The sequence below is a fragment of the Acinetobacter sp. YH12128 genome, assembly GCF_013418655.1.
In the GTDB taxonomy this organism is placed as follows: domain Bacteria; phylum Pseudomonadota; class Gammaproteobacteria; order Pseudomonadales; family Moraxellaceae; genus Acinetobacter; species Acinetobacter amyesii.
Map to the genome: position 1 here is coordinate 57,445 of NZ_VPBO01000010.1, position 20,737 is coordinate 78,181.

Annotated in this window: 18 protein-coding genes; 12 read left to right on the top strand and 6 right to left on the bottom strand. The window is 40.3% G+C overall.

Features of this window, described 5'->3' with window-relative positions; genetic code table 11:
- Positions 1 to 3: 3 nt before the first annotated feature.
- Positions 4 to 927: an acyltransferase gene (locus FTU64_RS07185; protein WP_168379082.1), complete on the bottom strand. Its 924-nt coding sequence runs from the start codon at positions 925 to 927 to the stop codon at positions 4 to 6.
- 247 nt (positions 928 to 1,174) lie between these two features.
- On the opposite strand from FTU64_RS07185, the gene FTU64_RS07190 reads away from it, so the two are divergent.
- From FTU64_RS07190 to FTU64_RS07230, 9 genes are all read left to right on the top strand, one after another.
- Positions 1,175 to 1,807 (top strand): OmpA family protein, encoded by a 633-nt coding sequence (locus FTU64_RS07190; RefSeq protein ID WP_168379081.1) that lies wholly within the window; start codon positions 1,175 to 1,177, stop codon positions 1,805 to 1,807.
- 137 nt (positions 1,808 to 1,944) lie between these two features.
- The gene (locus FTU64_RS07195; protein WP_078193107.1) at positions 1,945 to 3,984 is read left to right on the top strand and encodes a UvrD-helicase domain-containing protein; all 2,040 of its coding nucleotides are present in this window, start codon (positions 1,945 to 1,947) and stop codon (positions 3,982 to 3,984) included.
- 64 nt (positions 3,985 to 4,048) lie between these two features.
- On the top strand, positions 4,049 to 4,501 hold the full coding sequence (dut, locus tag FTU64_RS07200) for a dUTP diphosphatase (RefSeq protein WP_111885270.1): 453 nt from the start codon (positions 4,049 to 4,051) through the stop codon (positions 4,499 to 4,501).
- Between the two features lie 578 nt (positions 4,502 to 5,079).
- Complete coding sequence (locus FTU64_RS07205; protein WP_180059483.1) at positions 5,080 to 6,504, top strand: phosphomannomutase/phosphoglucomutase; 1,425 nt, start codon at positions 5,080 to 5,082, stop codon at positions 6,502 to 6,504.
- Between the two features lie 10 nt (positions 6,505 to 6,514).
- Positions 6,515 to 7,423: an acetylglutamate kinase gene (gene argB, locus FTU64_RS07210; protein ID WP_078190033.1), complete on the top strand. Its 909-nt coding sequence runs from the start codon at positions 6,515 to 6,517 to the stop codon at positions 7,421 to 7,423.
- A 209-nt stretch (positions 7,424 to 7,632) separates the two neighbouring features.
- Positions 7,633 to 8,481 (top strand): class II glutamine amidotransferase, encoded by an 849-nt coding sequence (locus FTU64_RS07215; RefSeq protein WP_111885279.1) that lies wholly within the window; start codon positions 7,633 to 7,635, stop codon positions 8,479 to 8,481.
- Positions 8,482 to 8,744: 263 nt separating this feature from the next.
- Entirely contained in the window at positions 8,745 to 9,200 is a 456-nt protein-coding gene (locus FTU64_RS07220; RefSeq protein WP_078190032.1) for a bacteriohemerythrin, read from the top strand.
- 142 nt (positions 9,201 to 9,342) lie between these two features.
- Complete coding sequence (locus tag FTU64_RS07225; protein WP_180004250.1) at positions 9,343 to 10,425, top strand: hypothetical protein; 1,083 nt, start codon at positions 9,343 to 9,345, stop codon at positions 10,423 to 10,425.
- A complete protein-coding gene (locus FTU64_RS07230; RefSeq protein WP_180004252.1) occupies positions 10,425 to 10,751 on the top strand; it encodes an RnfH family protein in 327 nt (108 codons plus the stop codon). Before FTU64_RS07225 ends, FTU64_RS07230 begins: the two co-directional genes overlap by 1 nt.
- A 43-nt stretch (positions 10,752 to 10,794) precedes the next feature.
- On the opposite strand, the gene FTU64_RS07235 is transcribed toward FTU64_RS07230, so the two are convergent.
- Positions 10,795 to 11,193 (bottom strand): outer membrane protein assembly factor BamE, encoded by a 399-nt coding sequence (locus tag FTU64_RS07235; protein WP_078193102.1) that lies wholly within the window; start codon positions 11,191 to 11,193, stop codon positions 10,795 to 10,797.
- A 112-nt stretch (positions 11,194 to 11,305) separates the two neighbouring features.
- On the opposite strand from FTU64_RS07235, the gene fur reads away from it, so the two are divergent.
- Entirely contained in the window at positions 11,306 to 11,743 is a 438-nt protein-coding gene (gene fur / locus FTU64_RS07240; RefSeq protein WP_078193101.1) for a ferric iron uptake transcriptional regulator, read from the top strand.
- A gap of 78 nt (positions 11,744 to 11,821) precedes the next feature.
- Here the strand turns inward: fur and FTU64_RS07245 are convergent, their stop codons facing one another.
- Together FTU64_RS07245 and FTU64_RS07250 are read right to left on the bottom strand one after the other, a co-directional pair.
- Positions 11,822 to 12,943 (bottom strand): PilT/PilU family type 4a pilus ATPase, encoded by a 1,122-nt coding sequence (locus FTU64_RS07245; RefSeq protein ID WP_078193100.1) that lies wholly within the window; start codon positions 12,941 to 12,943, stop codon positions 11,822 to 11,824.
- Positions 12,944 to 12,970: 27 nt separating this feature from the next.
- Entirely contained in the window at positions 12,971 to 14,008 is a 1,038-nt protein-coding gene (locus FTU64_RS07250) for a type IV pilus twitching motility protein PilT (RefSeq protein ID WP_078190026.1), read from the bottom strand.
- Positions 14,009 to 14,133: 125 nt separating this feature from the next.
- On the opposite strand from FTU64_RS07250, the gene FTU64_RS07255 reads away from it, so the two are divergent.
- Both FTU64_RS07255 and FTU64_RS07260 read left to right on the top strand, forming a co-directional pair.
- Entirely contained in the window at positions 14,134 to 14,820 is a 687-nt protein-coding gene (locus FTU64_RS07255) for a YggS family pyridoxal phosphate-dependent enzyme (protein ID WP_180059484.1), read from the top strand.
- A gap of 193 nt (positions 14,821 to 15,013) precedes the next feature.
- Positions 15,014 to 15,814 carry a thioesterase family protein gene (locus FTU64_RS07260; protein WP_078193098.1) on the top strand — a complete coding sequence of 267 codons (801 nt, stop codon included), beginning with the start codon at positions 15,014 to 15,016 and terminating at the stop codon, positions 15,812 to 15,814.
- Between the two features lie 48 nt (positions 15,815 to 15,862).
- Here the strand turns inward: FTU64_RS07260 and FTU64_RS07265 are convergent, their stop codons facing one another.
- Positions 15,863 to 19,456 (bottom strand): AAA family ATPase, encoded by a 3,594-nt coding sequence (locus FTU64_RS07265; RefSeq protein ID WP_180059485.1) that lies wholly within the window; start codon positions 19,454 to 19,456, stop codon positions 15,863 to 15,865.
- A 9-nt stretch (positions 19,457 to 19,465) separates the two neighbouring features.
- On the bottom strand, positions 19,466 to 20,719 hold the full coding sequence (locus FTU64_RS07270; RefSeq protein ID WP_373683884.1) for an exonuclease SbcCD subunit D C-terminal domain-containing protein: 1,254 nt from the start codon (positions 20,717 to 20,719) through the stop codon (positions 19,466 to 19,468).
- Positions 20,720 to 20,737 lie beyond the last annotated feature (18 nt).

Here is a 20,737-nt window from a genome sequence, read left to right on the forward strand (position 1 = left end):
TAATTATTCAGTAACTGAGTATTTAGCTTTCATACGAGTAATGAGTTGGTCTTTCTCCGTCCACAGCTCATCTACCCAATGCTGAAATTTTTCACGGAATTCTGCATCATCTTCATAGTTGCCGCCATGCACCCACGTTGGAATTTCAATTTTACGTAAATCCACGGCGATACGCGGAACTTCACCGAGCCAAAATTCGCCATAACCTGGTGCACCATTTGGATAGACGATGGTCATATCTACGAGAGCATCAACTTGATCCCCTAAAATATTGAGTGCCAGTGCTAAACCACCCGCTTTCGGCTTAAGAAGGTTTTGATACGGTGATTGCTGCTGCACATGTTTTTCAGGGGTAAAGCGAGTGCCTTCCAAATAGTTCAGCAGGGTAAAAGGCTGGCTCAATAACTGTTCACAAGATTTACGCGCTTCTTCCATATCTCGATATTTAAGTTCAGGATTTTTCGCGATTTGTTCTTTGCTGTGTCGTTTCATCATTGGAAAGCCTAAAATTTTAAAAGCTTGTCCAACAAATGGAATGAAAATGAGTTCCCATTTGGTGAAGAAACGCGTCAGTGGCATACGGGTTAAACCAAAATATTGGTTAACTGTTGTATCGACCCAACTCTGATGGTTACAGGTCATGAGATAGCGACCATGCAAATTTAAGTCGAGGCCTTCATCGATGGTGATATCCCATTTTGTGTTGGGTAAAACGTGATCAATTAACCAGTTATTGACCGTGAGCCAACTGTTGGTAATTTTTATGTTGGTTTCATCAACCTTTTTTGATTTTTTAAAGAGTTTGGTTAGACCCAGTGCTAAAACAGGAGGGCCATGGAAAAAAGTACTGCCTGTCATAATAGAACCGACGGTAAGTCCTTTGCTAATTTTTTTTAGTGTCGGTTGCTTATTTGTTTGAGATGACATATAAAAAGTCCTAGCGGAAATTGTCCAAATAATGATTTATTCTAATAAATATAGTTCGAGTTGATTAAATAAAAAAGGGCATCTGCAGAACTGTGAAGAAATTGTGATGGAATTAACAAATAAATCTCGTATTCATATTACAAATTGTAACTAAACGTTTTATTATTAACAAAAAATCAATGGTTCAGCCATTTGTTTTACTTCATCATTTCAACCATACAACAAAACACAAAGAAGGAGGCATGCAATGCGTGCACTAGTAATTTCGGCAGTAGTTGGGGCAATGGCACTTACTGGTTGTCAAAACATGGAATATGACAAAGCAGCAATCGGTACTGGTCTAGGTGCTCTTTTAGGCGCTGGTATTGCTTATTCTAATGCTGATAAAGACAAAATGGGTCAAGCAGCTGCAATTGGTGCTGTAGTTGGTGGTGGTGCAGGTCTTCTTCTTGATAAGAAAGAAAAACGTCTTAAACAAGAATTGGCTGGTACTGGTGTTGACGTAGGTCGTAATCCAGATGGTTCGATCAACCTTGTTATGCCATCAGTAACTTTCGCAACTAACTCTTCAACTATTCAATCTCAGTTCCAATCTGCGTTGAATGACGTTGCTAAAGTATTGCGTGAAGACGGTACTGCAAACAAACTTGCAATCGTTGTACACGGTCACACAGATAACACAGGTTCTGATGCGATCAACAACCCACTTTCTCAAAACCGTGCAAACTCAGTGAAAAACTACCTAGCGTCTCAAGGTATTTCTTCAACTCGTATTACTGCACGTGGTTACGGTTCAACTTCTCCAGTAGCGGATAACTCAACTGCTGCAGGTCGTGAACAAAACCGTCGCGTAGAAATCTCAGTTTACGAAACTAAATAAGTTTTAGTTCGAAACGAAAGGCCACCCTCGGGTGGCTTTTTTTATGGCATTTTTAATGACCGATAAAATACATTTTGCATTAGGCAAGATCGTTTCAGATGACTATAATCATCCTCGAATTAATAAGAGGAAAGACTATGTCACTGGCAAGTCAGTTGAACGACAAGCAACTTGAAGCAATGAAATACACTCAAGGACCCTTGTTAGTACTTGCAGGGGCAGGTTCAGGCAAAACATCGGTGATTACCCGTAAAATTGCCTATTTGGTGAAGCATTGTGGTATTCCTGCGCACCGTATCACCGCGATGACCTTTACCAACAAAGCTGCGCGTGAAATGAAAGAGCGTGTGACGAAGCTGATGAGCCGTGAAGAGGCAAAAGGGCTGTCGGTTTCTACATTCCATAACTTCGGGCTAAACATGCTCCGTTTGGAATTAAAAAATACACCACTGAAAAATAACTTTTCAATTTTAGATGCAGATGACTGCAAACGCATTTTGATGGACTTAATGCATCGCGACAATTTATCCGGTGCAGAAAGTAAAGAGCTGATTGCCAAAGCCATGAAAATGATTTCAGATTGGAAAAACGATCTGATTCCACCTGAGCAAGCGCATACCACCTGTGAAACAGCAGAAGACGTTCAGTTTGCACATCTGTATCAACTGTATGAGCGTAATTTACGTGCCTACAATGCTGTGGATTTTGATGATTTGATTGTCATGCCGACGCGCTTATTACAAGAAAATGCAGAAGTGCGTGATCGTTGGCAAAATCGAATCCGCTATTTATTGGTCGACGAATATCAAGATACCAACACCGCGCAATATATTTTGGTGAAATTACTCGTGGGTGTCATGGGACAGTTCACCGCAGTAGGTGATGATGACCAATCGATTTATGCATGGCGTGGTGCTAAGCCTGAGAATATGGCTTTATTGAAGGAAGATTTCCGTAATCTGAAAGTGATTAAGCTTGAGCAAAACTATCGCTCGACCAGTCGTATTTTAAAAGCTGCCAATACAGTTATTGGCAATAACCCACATATTTTCGATAAAAAGCTTTGGTCAGATAAAGGCCATGGTGAAGTGATCCGCGTGATTACTTGTCGTAATGACGATGATGAATCAGAACGCGTCGTAAAAGACTTGATTACGCACAAGCTGATGAACGGTAAAAATTGGAAAGACTATGCCATTTTATACCGTGGTAATTTCCAAGCGCGTGCTCTAGAGACACAGCTACGCCAAATGCAGATCCCGTATAAATTATCGGGTGGTCAGTCTTTCTTCGCTCGTGCTGAAATTAAGGACCTGATGAGCTACTTACGTTTGATCATCAACCCTGAAGATGACAGTGCATTCTTACGAATTATCAATACACCAAAACGTGCGATTGGCCCTGTGACTTTGGAAAAGCTTGGTCTATTTGCGCAGGAAAGTAATTTATCCTTACTCAGTGCAGCAGGCGACCAGCGCTTAAGTATGGCGATTCCGAAAAAAGCCACAACCCAATTGGCCGAATTTGCGGACTTTATTTCGACCTTTACTCGTGAATTATTAGAAGATGATGAACCTGTTCCGATCATTCGTCGCATGATGATTGAAGCAGGTTATATCGACTATGTTAAAGAATCTGCAGCTACTCCTGCGCAGGAAAAAACCAAACTGGATAATATTGAAGTGCTATATAGCAGTATTCAAAGTTTGATAAACCGCGCTGAAGATGTAGATGAAAAGAACATTGAAAGTGTGATTCGTAAAATGGTGCTGCTCGATATGTTAGAACAGCAACAAGAAGAAGAAGACACCGATAAAGTCAATTTGTTAACACTTCATGCGTCGAAAGGTCTGGAATTTCCATTCGTTTATTTGATTGGTCTGGAAGAAGAAATTCTACCGCATAAAAACTCCATTGCTGCTGACACGGTCGAGGAAGAACGACGTTTGATGTACGTGGGGATTACTCGTGCACGTCAAGGCTTAACTATGACTCTAGCAGAGCAACGTAAAGCCGGTGGTCAAATGCGACAAATGACACCAAGCCGTTTCTTGGACGAACTGCCACAAGATGAATTGGAGTGGTTAGGCCGCAAGAAAAAGCTGGCAGGGGATATCGATCCTAAACAGCAAGCACAGCATTATTTAGAAAATTTACGCGCGCTGATTAAGCGTTAAAGCTTAAAGCGTAGAATATTTTATTTATTTTTTGAAATTCGTTTTATTGAAACAGGAATGAACCATGAAAGTTCAAGTTAAAGTTCTCGACACACGTTTAGGTACGGAATGGCCAATGCCAACTTATGCCACAGCAGGTTCGGCAGGTCTTGATCTCCGTGCATGTGTAGAAGAAACCACCGTAATTGAACCGGGTCAAACTGTTCTGGTAAAAACAGGCCTATCGATTTATATCGAAGATACTAACTTTGCAGGTTTAATTCTGCCACGTTCAGGCTTAGGTCATAAACACGGAATCGTGTTGGGTAACTTGGTCGGTTTGATTGACTCAGACTACCAAGGTGAATTGATGGTATCTGTTTGGAACCGTAGCCAAACGGCATTTAGCCTAGAGCCGGGTGAGCGTTTAGCACAATATGTTTTAGTGCCAGTTGTACAAGCTCAGTTTGATATTGTGGATGAGTTTGAAGCCACTGAACGAGGAGCAGGCGGTTTTGGTCATACAGGTAAAAACTAATCAGCGCAAGACTTTTGATCCAGTGTGTTGACAAGTAAATGCCTACAATCAAGTAGCTAATAAAAACCATCCTCGTGATGGTTTTTATTTATATCATTTTAATTTATTAAAAATCAAACCTATATTTAGAGTGTTTAGGCTTTTATCAATATCGTTTATAGGCTTATCTCGAAAAATTTAATTCTGATGAAATTACTCGGTTTATATTTTAATAGAGAAGAATAAATTGAGCCTTGTTTGTTGATTTAAATTTAATCAATTTACTATATTTGTACAGAGTGGAAGAGGGGTTTAAAAATGTTTGAAAAGTAAAATAAATATAGATGAACGCGTGGTTTGATATTTTATAAATTGTAAAGTCTTGATTTATTTAAAAAAATAATTTAGAGATAATAGGTGTTTTTGGATTGATTTTAAGTTTTTGATCAGTGTTTAAATATTATTAATTGATTATTAACTAAAATTGTTATAAAAAAGCTACACTTTTTTTCAGGATTTTATCCTTTAATTAAAAGCTTAAATTCTAAATAGAATTTAAGATTTTTTAATTAATAAAGATGTAATTAGAAGAACATAGTATGGGTTCACTGTTTAGTCACTTTCCGCAACATATTTTTCGTGCATATGACATTCGCGGGAAAATATCGCTCTTAAATGCTGATTTAGTTCAGTCAATTGCTTGTGGCTTAGTCAAACAATATTTAGATGTAGGGCAAAAGAGACTTGCCATTGGCTATGATGCGCGTTTAACCAGTCCAACCTATGCAAAAATAATTCAAAAAGTCTGCCATGAGGCTGGCCTTGAAGCGGAAATTATTGGCTGCTGCTCAAGCCCGATGTTGTATTTTATTGCGGGACAATTTCAAGGCAATGGCATTATGGTGACGGCGAGCCATAATCCTAAATCAGATAATGGTATCAAGTGGATTATCAAAGGTGAGCCACCTTGTCCGGAGATGATTCAACACGTTGCAGTCGAAGCACGAAATTGTTTTTCTTCGGAACGTGTGCATTTGATGACTGAACTTGAGCCACACGAAATCAAGCCTGAATATTGTTTGGCCTATCAGAAATTTATTTTAGATGACATTCATTTACAGCAACCGCTTAAAGTTGTGATCGATGGCATGCATGGTTCAGCTGGGCATTGTGCAGCCTTATTATTAAACAAATTAGGCTGTGAAGTTTTGGCATTACGTTGCCAAGCTGATGGACATTTCCCTGATCATGCTCCAGATCCATCACAGCTCAAACATTTAACTCACCTTCGCCAAGCCATACAGTTGCAAAAGGCCGATATTGGCATTGCTTTAGATGGTGATGGTGATCGTTTAGTGTTAATTGATGAAACTGGCAAAGTGGTTTCTGCAGATCGATTATTATGTTTATTTGCTGAAATTTGTTTGACTCAAAAACCACATGCAGAAGTGGTATTTGATGTGAAATGTTCAACGATGATTCGCGATACTGTGAGTGATCTAGATGCGCAGCCTGTCATGATTCGAACAGGCAGTAGTTTCTTGCGAAAATATATTTCCCAATCTAAAGGCAAAGCGGTTTTTGGTGGTGAATACGCAGGACATTATGTTTTTAATGATGGTCGTGGTGGCGGCTATGACGATGGTCTATATGCTGCCTTAAGGGTCTTAGAATATATTCAAGCTCAGGGACTGACATTGTCACAAGCTTTGGCGAAATATCCAGAGCGCTTTAGTACCGAAGATTTATATGTCAGTACGCATCAGCATGATCCAGCGGAAGTTTTAAAGCAGGTTGAAGCCAATTCTGCGCGAATTCCAGCACAAATCAGTAAAATTGATGGAATACGCCTTGATTTTGATGATGGATTTGGCATCATTCGAGCATCGAATACAGGTGAGTATTTCACTTTACGCTTTGATGCCAACTCATCAGCACGCTTAAAAGAAATACGAGATCTGTTTGTTTCCATGTTAGTTGAGCACTATCCAGACATTGCTCATGACATTCCAGATGCTCAATAAGGAGAGGCAAATGCCACATCAACATACTGGCATCGACAAAGCACAAATACTGACGGAAGCTTTGCCGTATATTCAACGTTTTGCGGGTAAGACGCTGGTAGTGAAGTATGGTGGTAATGCCATGACCGATCCTGAGCTTGAGAGCTCATTTGCACGTGATATCGTATTGCTGAAAACGGTTGGTCTAAACCCGATTGTGGTACATGGCGGTGGTCCACAAGTGGATTCATTCCTCAAACAATTAGGCCGTGAGTCTGATCGTATCGACGGTATGCGCGTGACTGATCCTGCAACGATGGAAGTTGTCGAGATGGTCTTGGGCGGCAGCGTGAACAAATCGATTGTGAACTTAATCAATAAACACGGTGGCCGTGCAATTGGTTTAACGGGTAAAGATGGTAATTTGATCCGTGCGCAAAAATTATTGATGGAAAAAACAGCCGAAGATGGTTCAGTAAAACAGATTGATTTAGGTCTAGTTGGCGAAGTGGTTGGTGTGAAAACTGACGTACTTGAAATGTTTACCCAAAGCGATTTTATTCCTGTGATTGCACCATTAGGTGTAGACGAAGACGGCAACACCTATAACATCAATGCTGACTTGGTTGCAGGTAAAGTGGCTGAAGCATTGGGTGCGGAAAAGCTAATTTTATTGACCAATATCACGGGTGTTTTAGACGAAAATAAAAATCTGCTGACTGGGTTAACCACCCAAGAAGTCGATCGTTTGATTGAAACTGGCGTGATCTATGGCGGCATGATTCCGAAAGTTGGCTGTGCATTAGATGCAGTCAAAGGCGGCGTAATCAGCGCACATATTGTTGATGGTCGTGTACCTCATGCAACATTACTTGAAATCTTTACGGATCATGGTGTGGGTACATTAATCACCAATCGAACCAATGTGAAAAAAGCTTAAGATACTTAGCATTTTTTGATATAAAAAAGCCTCTTTTGAGGCTTTTTTATTATTTATCAGTTGGCTAAGTAACTTTTGAAAAGATCAAATAATGTATTTGCCCTGTTGGATTATAAAAACTCTTACAATGGCGCCGATTTTAGATTTACAACAACTAAAACTGTCATGCACAATAGAGAAATCATAGATTTACTGCTGAAATGATCGATATGTGCCAGCTGCTCGGAATGAATTGTGCGACTCCTACCGATATAACTTTTTCGTTTCGGGGATTTTCGCAGCGAGCAGGAATTACCTCAGATCATTGTGATGGCTTTGGTATCGCTTTTTTTGAAGATAAAGCATGTCGTTTATTTGTCGACAATCAATCTGCTGTAGAGTCTCCGATTGCTGAGCTGATCCGAAACTACCCGATTAAATCTCGCAATGTGATTGCACACATTCGTAAAGCGACACAAGGCAAAATTAATCTTGAAAACTCACATCCATTTAGTCGTGAATTGTGGGGCAGACAGTGGATTTTTGCACATAATGGCGACCTACATGGCTTTCAGCCTGAGCTCACAGGGCGCTTCAGCCCCGTCGGCAATACCGACAGTGAATTGGCCTTTTGCTATTTGCTCGAGCAAATGGTGAAACGTTTTGGTTATACCGAACCTACACTCGATCAGGTGTTTGATCTGTTATTAGAAATTTCTCCTAAAATTGCAGAACATGGCACCTTTAATTTTTGTTTGTCGAATGGGCAGGCGCTATTTAGTTATGCGATTACCAAGCTGCATTGGCTGGTTCGAGAGTTTCCATTTCAGCCTGCACAGTTGATTGATATTGATGTTGAAGTCGATTTTAGTGAAGTCACTACGCCTGAAGACCGTGTTGCCGTGATTACCACTGAACCCCTAACGCAAAACGAAGTTTGGACAGCATTTGAGCCGGGTGAAATGATTTTATTTCAACATGGTCGTCCAATTCGTGCTGCAAAGACGGTTGTTGAACGTTTAGAACGTGAGCGGCTGGACCCATCTTTAAAACGTGTCACACGTGCAGATCAGTATTAATTTTGAATGAAAGATATTCATTATAAAAATGAATATCTTACACTTTATTGAATTAAGGGTGTTTTCTAAGATATTGAATTGATTAAAAAATATCTTAGCTTTATACTCGGGATTAAATAAATTAACATAATAAAAACAATTGATTGCAATATAAATGGCAGTATTTCAATTAAAACCAACCTTTTTACTTCATTTTTATTTAAGTTCTTTAATTATATGATGAAATTTACGTGATAAGTCCTTCATATTTATAGGTGGTCGTAATGAAAATGAAATGGGTTCCAGAATACAATACTGGTATCGATGTGATTGACGATCAACACAAACGGATTCTTGACTACATCAATGAAATTGATGGCATTGACGCAAATACAGATCGTGATCGTGTAAAACAAATTCTGGAAAACATTATTGATTACACGCAATCACATTTTACCTTCGAAGAATCTTTACAAGAAGAAGCGGGTTATAAATATCGTGTGCCACATAAACGCGTACATGATTTATTTATTAAAAAAATTGAATCTTACCGTGACCGTTTTGAAATGGGGCATGCGATTGAAAATGAATTACATGAAGTGCTTTCAAAATGGCTGATTAACCATATTCAGCACGATGATGCTGATTATGTCGGTGCGGTTAAAGAAAATATGATGGGTATCATCAAAGAAAAAGAAAAGAAAAAAGGCAAAAATTGGTTTGCACGTTTCTTTTCATAACCTCAAAAAATGAAATAAAAACAATTAAATTCTAATAATATCATTTGCGCAGCAAATCATCTTTAAGGTGATTTGCTTTTTGTTTTTGATTTTCAAGGCACAGCAAGGCAAAATAGCGCTAGAATTTTCAAAGGAATTTGTCATGCAGGACAATGCGATGTCGAAATGGTTATCGCCACTGATGGCGTTCTGTTTATCTTTTATCATTATTGCAACTTTAGCACCGGTAACAGGTATTCAAATTGAACGTCAGCTAGATTTCTGGCTGTTGTGGCTAGGTACAATGCTTATTTTAGCTTTACCGCTATGTTATTTGGAAATTGCTTTAGCAAAACGTTCAAAAATTACAGCAGTTCAAGCACTGTCTTCGCTAACACGTGATGCGGATGCTTCACCCAAATGGCGTATAGTCGGTTGGCTTGCCGTAGTATTTATTCCATTTTTAGCAGGTGCCATGCTTTCAGCCGCGTCGCAATATGTGGCAATTTTTACAGCTAATGGCTTTGCCTATAGCATTATTTTGGCTGTCCTTGCGGTCATTGCATTTGCATTGTCGTTTGTACCACGCCAATTTTTAGTGATTTTGACCGCTATTGGTGTGATTGCTGCAGTAGTTTTAGCGAATGTTATGGGAACTGCCTTACCAGAGTGGAAAATGACTGCGCTCGAATTTAGTGAGTGGGGCAATGCAACTGTCTTGGCGCTCGTAGCAAGTGGTTTGGGGATGGGCTTGTATTGGCAGTCAAGTTTACCAGCCGTGAAGCAACAAGAGATTGCAAGCAAAACGGTATTTCCGATTTGGATCGCTCAACTTTTGGCAGTGGTTGCTTTTGCCTTTTTCGCAGCAAAAGCACAAGTATCTGCTTTAGCACTGGTTGTGGGTTTAGTCGCAGCTTCAGCATTGCTGATTCAAATGGCACGTGAACAATTACAACAACGCCAATTGGCCATAGTGGTGCAATGGGCGATTTTATTGGTTGCGGTTTTTGTATGGGCACTGAGCACTGTTGTTCCAGTATTTAATATTGCCTTGTTGATTTGGGGCTTAATTATTTGTCTGATTTATGCGATTTTCGCAGGTTGGATTATGAAGATTAGTCATCTACGTAAGTCAATGAACTTCAGTCATGAAACCTTTTATAATATTTGGCGTATTGCTGTACGTATCGTAGTGCCCTTGTCAATAATATTGGCATTGGTGGCTGTGATTGGGCAGTTATTCTAATGACAGCTCAGTTACAAGTGTGGGTGGCTTATGCGAGCGTGGAACAGCAGATATTAATTCCTCTAATCTTTAATCCCGGTATGACGGTTGAAGATGCTATTGTGCAAAGTGGCATTCGAAAACAAGTAGATTTACCAGAAGTATTAACACTAGGAATCTTCGGGGCGCGTGTAAGCGATTCATCTCAGTTACTTGAAGCAGGTGATCGTGTCGAAATCTATCGTGCATTAACCATTAATCCGAAAGATATTCGTCGTAATCGCGCCAAGAAAAATCCCGTTGGTCGTTATTGTCGAGGCAATCGTTTCAAACAATTGTACTTATAAAAAAAACCCCTAAATTTAGGGGTTTATTTTTATCTGAAAGCGACTATAGTGGTGGCGCAGTTAAAATCGCTTCTTTAGAACCTGGTAAGCCAGGTTGAGACTCTGGAATGGTTTCTAAGCCTTCAATTTTTTGAACGATACCGTTTTGGTCAAAGAAGATTTTTAAGTGTTGACCATGTGCAGCAGGAATCTTGGCTTTTTTAGCATATGTTCCTGGGGTATACTTATAAATGTAGTCCCAACGTAACGGATTCATTGGATCGGCAACAGTTGGACTACCTAGCAAAAAGCGAACTTGTTGGTGGCTCATTCCCACTTGAATTTTAGCCGCTTGTGCTTGAGTTAAAGGTGTACCTTGTGGAATATCAACTTTATAAACGCCCAAGGTTGAACAGCCTACGAGCAATGAAGTGACAAATAACGTCAGCATGATTTTTTGCATTTTGCTAAACTATCCCAAATTAATTATGATGCATTTGATCCAAGGATAGATCATACTGCATCTAAACTTTGTTGCATATTCCAACTTTAATTTTGTTGAGAGACCTTTTTTCATGCCTATTTCAAATCAAGATTTACGTAAAGCTGGACTTAAAGTTACACTTCCACGAATTAAAATATTGGAATTGCTTGAAAATTCAAGACAACATCACTTAAGCGCAGAAGATATTTATAAGACTTTACTTGAACAGGGTGAAGATGTGGGTTTAGCAACTGTGTATCGCGTGTTAACACAGTTTGAAGCTGCAGGTATTATTCAACGCCATCATTTTGAAAACAATCATTCTGTTTTTGAGATTATGCAAGAAGATCACCATGACCATATTGTGTGTCAAAACTGCAATAAAGTGGTGGAATTTACTAATGATGTGATTGAGCATGAGCAACATCAAGTGGCAGAAAAATTTGGTTTCCAACTTACAGGTCACTCATTAAATCTTTATGGCTATTGTGATGCGCCTGAATGCCAAGAAGCATATCGTAAAAAATAATCCGATACGGATGAGAATGAATAAAAAACAGACTTCATGTGAAGTCTGTTTTTTATTTCCGAAAGCGTTTAAGCAAAATTAATGTTGACCATCAAAGGTAATATTTGAATTTGCACGCAGTAAATGCTCACCGCCTTCTTCAGACAATTTAATTTGTAGACGCAGGTCGTTCGGTGAATCGGCATGTTTGAGCGCATCTTTGTAGCTAATTTGCTTGGCTTTATAAAGGTCATATAAGGCTTGGTCAAAGGTTTGCATACCTAGTTCACGAGAACGCTTCATCAGGTCTTTAATTTCATGCACTTCACCCTTACGGATTAAGTCTGAAATTAAAGGTGAGTTGATCAAAATCTCAATGGCAGCACGACGTGAATTACCATCAATGGTTGGAATCAACTGCTGCGCAACCATTGCTTTTAAGTTCAAAGACAAGTCCATGAATAGCTGACTATGACGATCTGCTTCAAAGAAGTGAATGATACGATCGATGGCCTGGTTGGCGTTGTTGGCATGCAGTGTTGCAAAAACCAAGTGACCGGTTTCAGCAAAGGCAATCGCATAGTCCATAGTTTCTCGTGAACGAATCTCACCAATCAGAATCACGTCAGGTGCCTGACGTAGCGTATTTTTTAAGGCAACTTCGAAAGAGTCGGTATCAATACCCACTTCACGTTGGGTAATGATACAGCCTCGGTGTTGGTGTACAAATTCAATCGGGTCTTCAATGGTAATGATATGACCTTTGCTATTTTCATTACGATAGCCAATCAAAGATGCCAAAGAAGTTGATTTACCTGTACCTGTTGCACCTACGAAAATGATAATGCCACGCTTGGTCATCGCTAATTCTTTTAAAATCGGCGGTAATTTCAACTCATCCATCGTTGGAATGACAGTTTCGATACGACGCAGCACCATACCTGGCTGGTCACGTTGTTGAAATGCACTGACACGAAAACGAGCAGATTTACTGGTATTGCTAATGGCAAAGTTACATTCACGCGTATCGGCAAATTCCTTACGCTGCTTTTCAGACATTATCGAATGTAAGATTTGACCGACAGTCGGGCCCGGTAACTTAGTCGAGCCAATAGGCAAAATTTGCCCATTGATTTTAATCGAGGGTTCAACATCGGCTGTAATGAACAAATCCGATGCTTTTTTCTCCACCATATAATCAAGTAAGCCGTTAAAATCCATAACGATCGCCCCAAAAAAATAAAAAAATTACAAGAAAGATTCGGGTTGTTTCGCTGCAGTCCGTGCAGTTTGCGTACTAATAATGCCTTTTGCGACAAGGTTTTTTAAGCTTTGATCGAGTGTGGTCATACCGTAGTTGGCACCCGTTTGAATCGCTGAATACATTTGCGCAACTTTATTTTCACGAATCAAGTTACGGATCGCAGGAATACCAATCATAATTTCATGGGCAGCCACACGACCACCGCCATTTTTCTTGAGTAGGGTTTGTGAAATTACGGCTTGAAGTGATTCGGATAACATGGCACGAACCATGTCTTTTTCTTCAGCAGGGAATACGTCAATCACACGGTCAATGGTTTTTGCCGCAGAGGTGGTATGTAGAGTACCGAAGACCAAGTGACCTGTTTCAGCGGCTGTCAGTGCCAAACGAATGGTTTCAAGGTCACGCATCTCACCGACTAAGATAATATCCGGGTCTTCACGCAGTGCGGAACGAAGTGCTTCGTTAAAGCCGTGGGTATCACGGTGTACTTCACGTTGGTTGACCAAGCATTTTTTAGATTCGTGTACAAATTCTATCGGGTCTTCGACCGTTAGAATATGGTCATAACGGTTGTCGTTAATGTAATCGACCATCGCAGCAAGCGTGGTTGATTTACCCGAACCTGTTGGACCGGTCACCAGTACGATGCCACGTGGATATTCACAAATATCTTTAAAGATTTGGCCCATGCCAAGATCTTCAATGGTCAATACTTTTGAAGGAATGGTACGGAATACGGCACCAGCACCACGGTTTTGGTTAAATGCGTTCACACGGAAACGAGCCACACCAGGTACTTCAAATGAAAAGTCAGTTTCTAATTTTTCTTCGTAATCACGACGCTGTTTATCGTTCATGATGTCGTAAACCAATTTGTGCACTTCTTTGTGTTCAAGAGCAGGAAGGTTGATACGACGAACTTCACCATCCACACGAATCATTGGTGGCATACCAGAAGATAAATGTAAATCCGAAGCGTTATTTTTGGCAGCAAAGGCCAATAGTTCTGTAATGTCCATAAAATCCCCGAGATAAAAATTAAATCTTAATTATTTTGATAGAATAATAAGGCTTTCCCACAGCTTAACCAACACTTAGTTGCAGGGCAATGCAAAAAAAGATGAATGAAATGAGAACCCCGTCAATGAATATACTTCAAGAAGCACGAAATCAAGTTTTGCAGCAAATTGAGCAGGCTTGCCAACTTGCGGGTCGCCCACAGCAGTCGGTTGAATTATTGGCTGTATCAAAGACGCATCCTGCTGAAATGCTAAGAGAAATGTATACAACGGGGCAACGCTCATTTGGTGAAAATTATCTGCAAGAAGCGCTTCAAAAAATAGAGGCTTTGGCAGATTTAGAGATTGAATGGCATTTTATAGGTCATGTACAGCGTAATAAAACCAAACATTTGGCTTCAAACTTTGCTTGGGTGCATGGGGTAGACCGTTTGATTATTGCGGAGCGTTTATCAGGCCAGCGAGAAGCGACTCAAGCGCCTTTGAATATTTGCCTACAAGTCAATATTGACGCGCAAGATACGAAGGATGGCTGTCAGCCGAATGAAGTAGCAGATTTGGTCGCACAGATTTCTACGCTACCGAATTTACGCTTACGTGGACTGATGGTAATTCCTGCTCCAAACAATCCACAAGCTTTTGTTGATGCTAAAGTGCTCTTTGAGCATGTCAAAGCACAGCATACGAAACCTGAGGATTGGGATACCTTAAGCATGGGGATGTCAGGTGATATGACAGATGCGATTGCTGCCGGATCCACCATGGTTCGCGTGGGGACAGCATTGTTTGGCGCACGTGATTATTCAAAATAGGACAGAAGATTCAGCCTGCTTTCAAAAACTAGGCTTATAAAGTGTAAGCACAGCAGATAAATTTTCACAATAGATGAAACCTATGGGTTCAAAGTGAGCCTTTTAATTTGAACATTCCATTAAAGTTGAGTACAAAATAATCAGGATGTTTTTGATATTGAAGTAATTCACACTTGGACAAATAGGGAAGTTCATGACGGCATATTATCAGTTGATTCAACGCGACGTAGATGCGCAAGGCTGTGTCACGGCACATTACCATTCGACCAATTTAGCACAAGGTGCATGGAATGCACATGAGCAACACATGGCACCAGCTACAGGCATTATTTGTGCTGAATTAGACCGTTTTTCACCACGTCATGATATGCGTATCGGGCGCATTAGCCTCGATATTTTGGGCTTAATTCCTGCTGGCGAGTTTGAAATAATCACGCAAGTGATTCGTCCGGGAAAAACCATTGAACTGATTGAATCTGAAATGCGGGCTCAGGGAAAAACCTGCATTGTGGCACGCACTTGGCGCATGATGACGCAAAATAGCCAGTCCGTGAAAGGTTTGGAGGATGCTGATGTGACTGGGCCAGAAACTGCGCCGATTTGGGACGGTATCCGTCAGTGGCCGGGGGGATATATTCAGTCGATTGAAGCAAGAAGCCATGGGCGCCGTGCAGGTCAAGGCATTGTGTGGCTGAGAACACAGCATGACATGGTTGAAGGTGAGCCGACTGCTGATTTTGTCCGTTTAATGGGCATGGTTGATACCGCCAATGGTATTGTTCCGCGTCAGGATTGGCCATTTGGCTGGGGCTTTCCAAATCTGGATCTACAAATCCATTTGCACCGTTTACCACAGGGACAGTGGTTAGGTCTGGAAACCGTGCAGCAGTATGGAGCGGATGGTGTTGGTTTGAGTAGTTCTGTATTGCATGATGTCCATGGCCCATTTGGGCGTAGTGAACAGATTTTAACGCTACGTCCACTCGGGACGTAATGATCTAGAGAATCAAAAATTATAAAGCCTGCTTTAAGCAGGCTTTTTTTAAGATACGATTTGGATGGTGCTTGCACCTGCTCCGACAGGATTGACTTGAATTTGCACAGGGATTCGTTCGTGCATTTCTTGAATGTGAGAAATTAGCACGACTTTACGCCCTTGGTTTTGTAGCTGATCCAGAGCATTCATCACCATGTGCAGACTTGAAGCGTCTAGCGTACCAAATCCTTCGTCAATAAATAGGCTTTCAATTTTTGTTGTACCTGATGCCATGCTCGCAATGGCTAAGGATAAAGCGAGCGCGGTTAAGAAAGACTCACCGCCTGAAAGCGAAGAGACCGAGCGGGTTTCACCATCCATATCATGATCGACAATGGCTAGGCTTAATGAGTTTTCAAGGCGCTTTAAGGTATAGCGCTGTGAAAGCATCGCCAATTGCTGATTGGCATATTCAATTAAAATATCAAGGTTATATTGCTGCGCCAAATCACGGAACTTCTTGCCCGTTGCATCGCCCATTAAGCTCGAAATTTTATTCCAACGATGTTCTTCAGATTGGATCTGTTGAATCTGATCGGCAAATTGTTTTTGTTTGCTGAGGTTAGAAAAATGAACATCTAACTTACTTTTAAGTTGATCTCTAAGTTCTTGCTGTTCTGCAAGGGCTTTAAGATTTAGTGCAATGACACGCTCGATTTGTAAAATTTGTATTTCAGGCTGTGTTTTTAAATGCTGTTTCAACGTTTCTTGAATAGCCTGAATACCTGCTTGAGCATCTGAATAGGCACGTTCTGCATTTAAAACACGCTGTTTAAGCTGCTGTTCTTGTTCATATGAAATTGCACTAAGTTGCGCTAACAGCGTTTCACTAAATTCTGAATTTTGGCTCATCCATTGTTGAAGCGTATTTTCAACATGCCTCATTTGAGTGACTAATTGTGTTTGCTGGGTGAGGTATTCTTTTAAGCGACTTTGACTGGTTTCAAAGGCTTGACGTACTTGATCGAATGTTTGACGAGCCTGATTGAATCTCGTCTGTAACAGTTGTCTGTTTTGGTCAAAATCATTTAACCAATCATGTGGTTTTTCAACTTGTGTTTGGGTCATCTCAAAAATAGTTTGAATCGCAATATCACTATTTTTTTTGCCCTCAATTGTTAAATTTTCAATTAGATTTTGAGCCGTTTGAATTTTTTCCTGACTAAATTTAATTTGTTGCTGATAGTGCTCAAGCTGTTGTGAAGTTTGATTATATTGAGTATTTAACTCGTGGCGTTGCTTTAAGTAATTTTGACGTTGTTGTAGTGTGTGATAAATCTGTTCAGCCGCGCTTAAAGTCGACTGTTCCCATAATTTTTTTTCTACGTCATTCAACACAATGAGAATATGCTGAATATTGATTTCAGCTTGTTGCACACTGGATAAGTGCTGTGTGGTTTGTTGAATTGAAGTTATGAGTGCATGACTTTGTTTTTGAGCATTTTCATGTGAAATTAAGGCATCTTCAGTTTGTTTTTGCGCTTGTTGTGATTCATTGATTCTTGTCTGAATCAGTTGCGCCAAGGCTTCATGCTGATGTGAAAAATCAAAAGAAATATTTAGAATATTTAATTGTTGTTGAAGCGCATTTTTTGCCTGATCAAGTTGTATTTTTAAGGTCGCTAGCTGTTGCGCATTGGCATCCATTAACGCGGTTTGCTGAGTGGAGGTGGTTTGTAATTTTTGCCAAGCTTCGAAAGCCACTTTTTCCAATGCAAGTGCTTGTTGTTCTTGTTGCGTTTGTAGTTTCAGTAATTCATCAGAAAAAGCTTCTTTTTCTGAATAAGGATGATGGGTACTTCCACAGACTAAACACGCTTCGCCATCGACCAAATCTGCACGCAATTTTTCAATATTTTCCGTATTCAGTAAGCGCTGTTGTTGCAACATGTGTTGCAGTTTTTCACGCTCATTTTTCTGCGTTTGATAGGTAAGTTCGGCCGTTTTTAGCTGCGTATGACTTTGTTTAATTTGCTGAGCTAGTGTACGTTTCACCGTCATGAGATTGTTGTTTTCAGCATCAATATTTTGGAAGCTTTGCCATTGTTGCTGAACAACATTGAGCTGATTTAATTTTTGTAAAAGCTGGTCACGTTCGTAACGTAGTGATGAAATTTTCTGATTGAGCGCATCTTCTTGCCCAAATGTTTGCGTTAATTTTTCAAGTTGTTTTTGTTGTGTCTGTAATTGTGTATTGGCTTGTTGCACATTGCCATAATTTTTTTCAAATTGTGCATAACTTTGAATAAATCGTTGAGTCTGTGTGATATGCGCTGAAAGTGCATCATCGAGTGAGGCAAAGTGATTTGAACTTTCTAGCTGTGCCGTGTGTTGAGCAATATTGGTTTGCAGTTGCTCAAGCTGTTCCTTCATCTGTTTTTCATTGTTGATATGCGGAACAAGTTGGTTTTCAATCTCTTTAAAATCACCTTGCGCTTTGCGTAATTGATCTACCAATACAAGACGTTCAGCAATCCGGTCACGCACCAGTTTAATTTTGTCTTGATGTTGAATCTCAAATTGATGCTGTTGTTTTTGTTCTGTATCTATTTTTTCAAAGATGGTTTTTTCAGCATTGAATTGTTGTTCAATCTCTGAAAAATGCTGTTGTGCATGTGTCAATTGCGGCTGTAATTGTGCAATTTCAAGCTTGATATTTTTTTGTTGAATTACACTTGGGCGTATAGATGAAAAGCGTTCAAGTTGTTGCAGTTGTAGCTTTTCAGGCGCAAGTGCATCAAGTTGTTGTTGCTGATTTTGTAGTTGTTGCTGACGTGCTTGCACATCAGTTTCGTATTTTTGCTTTTGTTCATACCACTGTTGATTTTTTTCGAACGCTGATTTTTCTATTTCCAGCTTTTTATATTCTGTAGAAACCGTATTGAATTGATTCGTGGTTGTTATTAGATCTTCATCAGACAATATTTCAATATGTCCTAAAACATTTTCCAGCTCTTTACGCTGATTGGCAATTTGTTTAGTTTTTTCAAAGGCCAATTGACCAATTTTTCCGAAAATACTGGAATTGGTCAGATATTCCAATAGCTCGCCACGTTCATTATCACGCGCTTTTAAAAAAGCGGTCACTTCTGACTGAGCCAGTAAAACAGCACGAGTAAATTGCTCAAAACTGAGTTGAGTAATGCGTAAAATTTGGCTCTCAACCGCTTTAGTTTTATCTGCAACGACACTGCCATCCGTTAAGCATTTCAGTGAACGCTGTACGCTTTGCAATTTGCCATTTGGGTTTTCACGGGCACGTTTAATTTCCCAACGCGCTGAATAGACTTTTTGGTCTTGGGCAACAAAGCTGAGCTCGGCAAAGCCTTGACCTGTGCCACGGCGTAATACGGTTTGCGGTGAGTTGGTTGGCAACTCTGAACCATCGATATCGATCAGTTTACCATCGCTGTCTTTTAAACGTGGCACACGATTAAACAGCGCCAAACACATGGCATCTAAAATGGTTGATTTACCTGCACCAGTTTTGCCAATAATTGCTACTAAGCCTGCACTGGCTAAAGGCTCAGATTCAAAATCAATAAAATGTTCACCCGCTAAAGATGCCAAGTTTTTAATACGTATAGATAAAATTTTCATGGCAATTCCTTAAGCGTTCACATCATCTTCAAGTGATTTTTGTGCTTCATCGACCAAACTTAAAAAATCTTTCATTACGGTGTCATCAGCACCATAGCCTTGTTTTTCCCAAAGGTTTTGGAATAATTTTTCAGGCGTAGGTGGATCAAGGTTGATTGCGGCTTGTTGCTGATTATTTTGATCTGAGTTTAAATAACGGCGGCTGATGCGCACCAACCGATAACGGTTCGGCGCTAAAGCCTCTTCAAACTGCTGTCTTAAATTAGGTGCAGGCGGGGTGTCGGTATGGTATTCAATTTCGACATATTCACGCTGATCAATATCTTCAATTTCACCGTTCGCCAAAGCAGATAATTGTGCCAAAACTTCTGGAATTGTGCCTTTGATGCGATGCAATTGCACACTGCGCGGAATTGCTAAGGACCCCATTTGAAAGCGTGATTCATCTGTTTGAGTTGGATCAATACTGATCTCAAGCACTTGGTGCTTATAATTAATTTCACTAAATGACAGGGGAATCGGTGAGCCGCTATAACGGATATGGGTCTGTGCGACTTTTTGCGGTTTATGCAAATGCCCAAGTGCGACATAGTCAATTACATCATCAAATAGGGCAGTCGAAAGCGCTTCTTCATTGCCAATAATAATCGGGCGCTCTGAGTCCGACGTTTCACCGCCTTGCATGTGGGCATGTGACATTAAAATTAAGGCTTGATCTGAAGTTTTACGTGCTTTGGCTTCCGCAATTAATTGCTGATGCACATAGGTAATAGCGTTTTGGCTATTGGTGGTTTGATCATTGAATCCGGTGATCTCGGCAGCCCGTAAAAAAGGTAAGGTTAGACACCATGCCACAATATTTTTGTGTTCATCATAAATAGGCACGAGTAATCGGTCTAAATCGAGCTGACCTTCAGTATTTTTATGGACCACGCCAACAGCTTTGGCATGGTATTTTTCTAATAATGGCTCAACTTGTTCAATACGGTAACCTGAGTCATGATTGCCTGCGATCATCAGGGTTTGCATGTGCGGGGCACGCACATGCGCATCGGCTAAAAATTGATAGAGCTGTTTTTGCGCTTTGGAAGCTGGGTTGATGACATCAAAAATATCGCCAGCTATCAGCAGGGCATGCGGCTGCTTTTGTTCTATTTGTTCGAGTAACCAATGAAGAAACTGTTCGTGTTCGTAGTCACGTGAGTGGTTATAGAAGAATTGTCCTAAATGCCAATCAGAAGTATGAAAAAAACGAACAGTCATGCAAGCCCCCAAAAATCA

Excerpts from the sequence above, each read along its gene's own strand:
- FTU64_RS07185 (WP_168379082.1), bottom strand. The coding sequence starts at position 927 with ATGTCATCTCAAACAAATAAGCAACCGACACTAAAAAAAATTAGCAAA.
- FTU64_RS07190 (WP_168379081.1), top strand. The coding sequence starts at position 1,175 with ATGCGTGCACTAGTAATTTCGGCAGTAGTTGGGGCAATGGCACTTACT.
- FTU64_RS07195 (WP_078193107.1), top strand. The coding sequence starts at position 1,945 with ATGTCACTGGCAAGTCAGTTGAACGACAAGCAACTTGAAGCAATGAAA.
- dut (WP_111885270.1), top strand. The coding sequence starts at position 4,049 with ATGAAAGTTCAAGTTAAAGTTCTCGACACACGTTTAGGTACGGAATGG.
- FTU64_RS07205 (WP_180059483.1), top strand. The coding sequence starts at position 5,080 with ATGGGTTCACTGTTTAGTCACTTTCCGCAACATATTTTTCGTGCATAT.
- argB (WP_078190033.1), top strand. The coding sequence starts at position 6,515 with ATGCCACATCAACATACTGGCATCGACAAAGCACAAATACTGACGGAA.
- FTU64_RS07215 (WP_111885279.1), top strand. The coding sequence starts at position 7,633 with ATGTGCCAGCTGCTCGGAATGAATTGTGCGACTCCTACCGATATAACT.
- FTU64_RS07220 (WP_078190032.1), top strand. The coding sequence starts at position 8,745 with ATGAAAATGAAATGGGTTCCAGAATACAATACTGGTATCGATGTGATT.
- FTU64_RS07225 (WP_180004250.1), top strand. The coding sequence starts at position 9,343 with ATGCAGGACAATGCGATGTCGAAATGGTTATCGCCACTGATGGCGTTC.
- FTU64_RS07230 (WP_180004252.1), top strand. The coding sequence starts at position 10,425 with ATGACAGCTCAGTTACAAGTGTGGGTGGCTTATGCGAGCGTGGAACAG.
- FTU64_RS07235 (WP_078193102.1), bottom strand. The coding sequence starts at position 11,193 with ATGCAAAAAATCATGCTGACGTTATTTGTCACTTCATTGCTCGTAGGC.
- fur (WP_078193101.1), top strand. The coding sequence starts at position 11,306 with ATGCCTATTTCAAATCAAGATTTACGTAAAGCTGGACTTAAAGTTACA.
- FTU64_RS07245 (WP_078193100.1), bottom strand. The coding sequence starts at position 12,943 with ATGGATTTTAACGGCTTACTTGATTATATGGTGGAGAAAAAAGCATCG.
- FTU64_RS07250 (WP_078190026.1), bottom strand. The coding sequence starts at position 14,008 with ATGGACATTACAGAACTATTGGCCTTTGCTGCCAAAAATAACGCTTCG.
- FTU64_RS07255 (WP_180059484.1), top strand. The coding sequence starts at position 14,134 with ATGAATATACTTCAAGAAGCACGAAATCAAGTTTTGCAGCAAATTGAG.
- FTU64_RS07260 (WP_078193098.1), top strand. The coding sequence starts at position 15,014 with ATGACGGCATATTATCAGTTGATTCAACGCGACGTAGATGCGCAAGGC.
- FTU64_RS07265 (WP_180059485.1), bottom strand. The coding sequence starts at position 19,456 with ATGAAAATTTTATCTATACGTATTAAAAACTTGGCATCTTTAGCGGGT.
- FTU64_RS07270 (WP_373683884.1), bottom strand. The coding sequence starts at position 20,719 with ATGACTGTTCGTTTTTTTCATACTTCTGATTGGCATTTAGGACAATTC.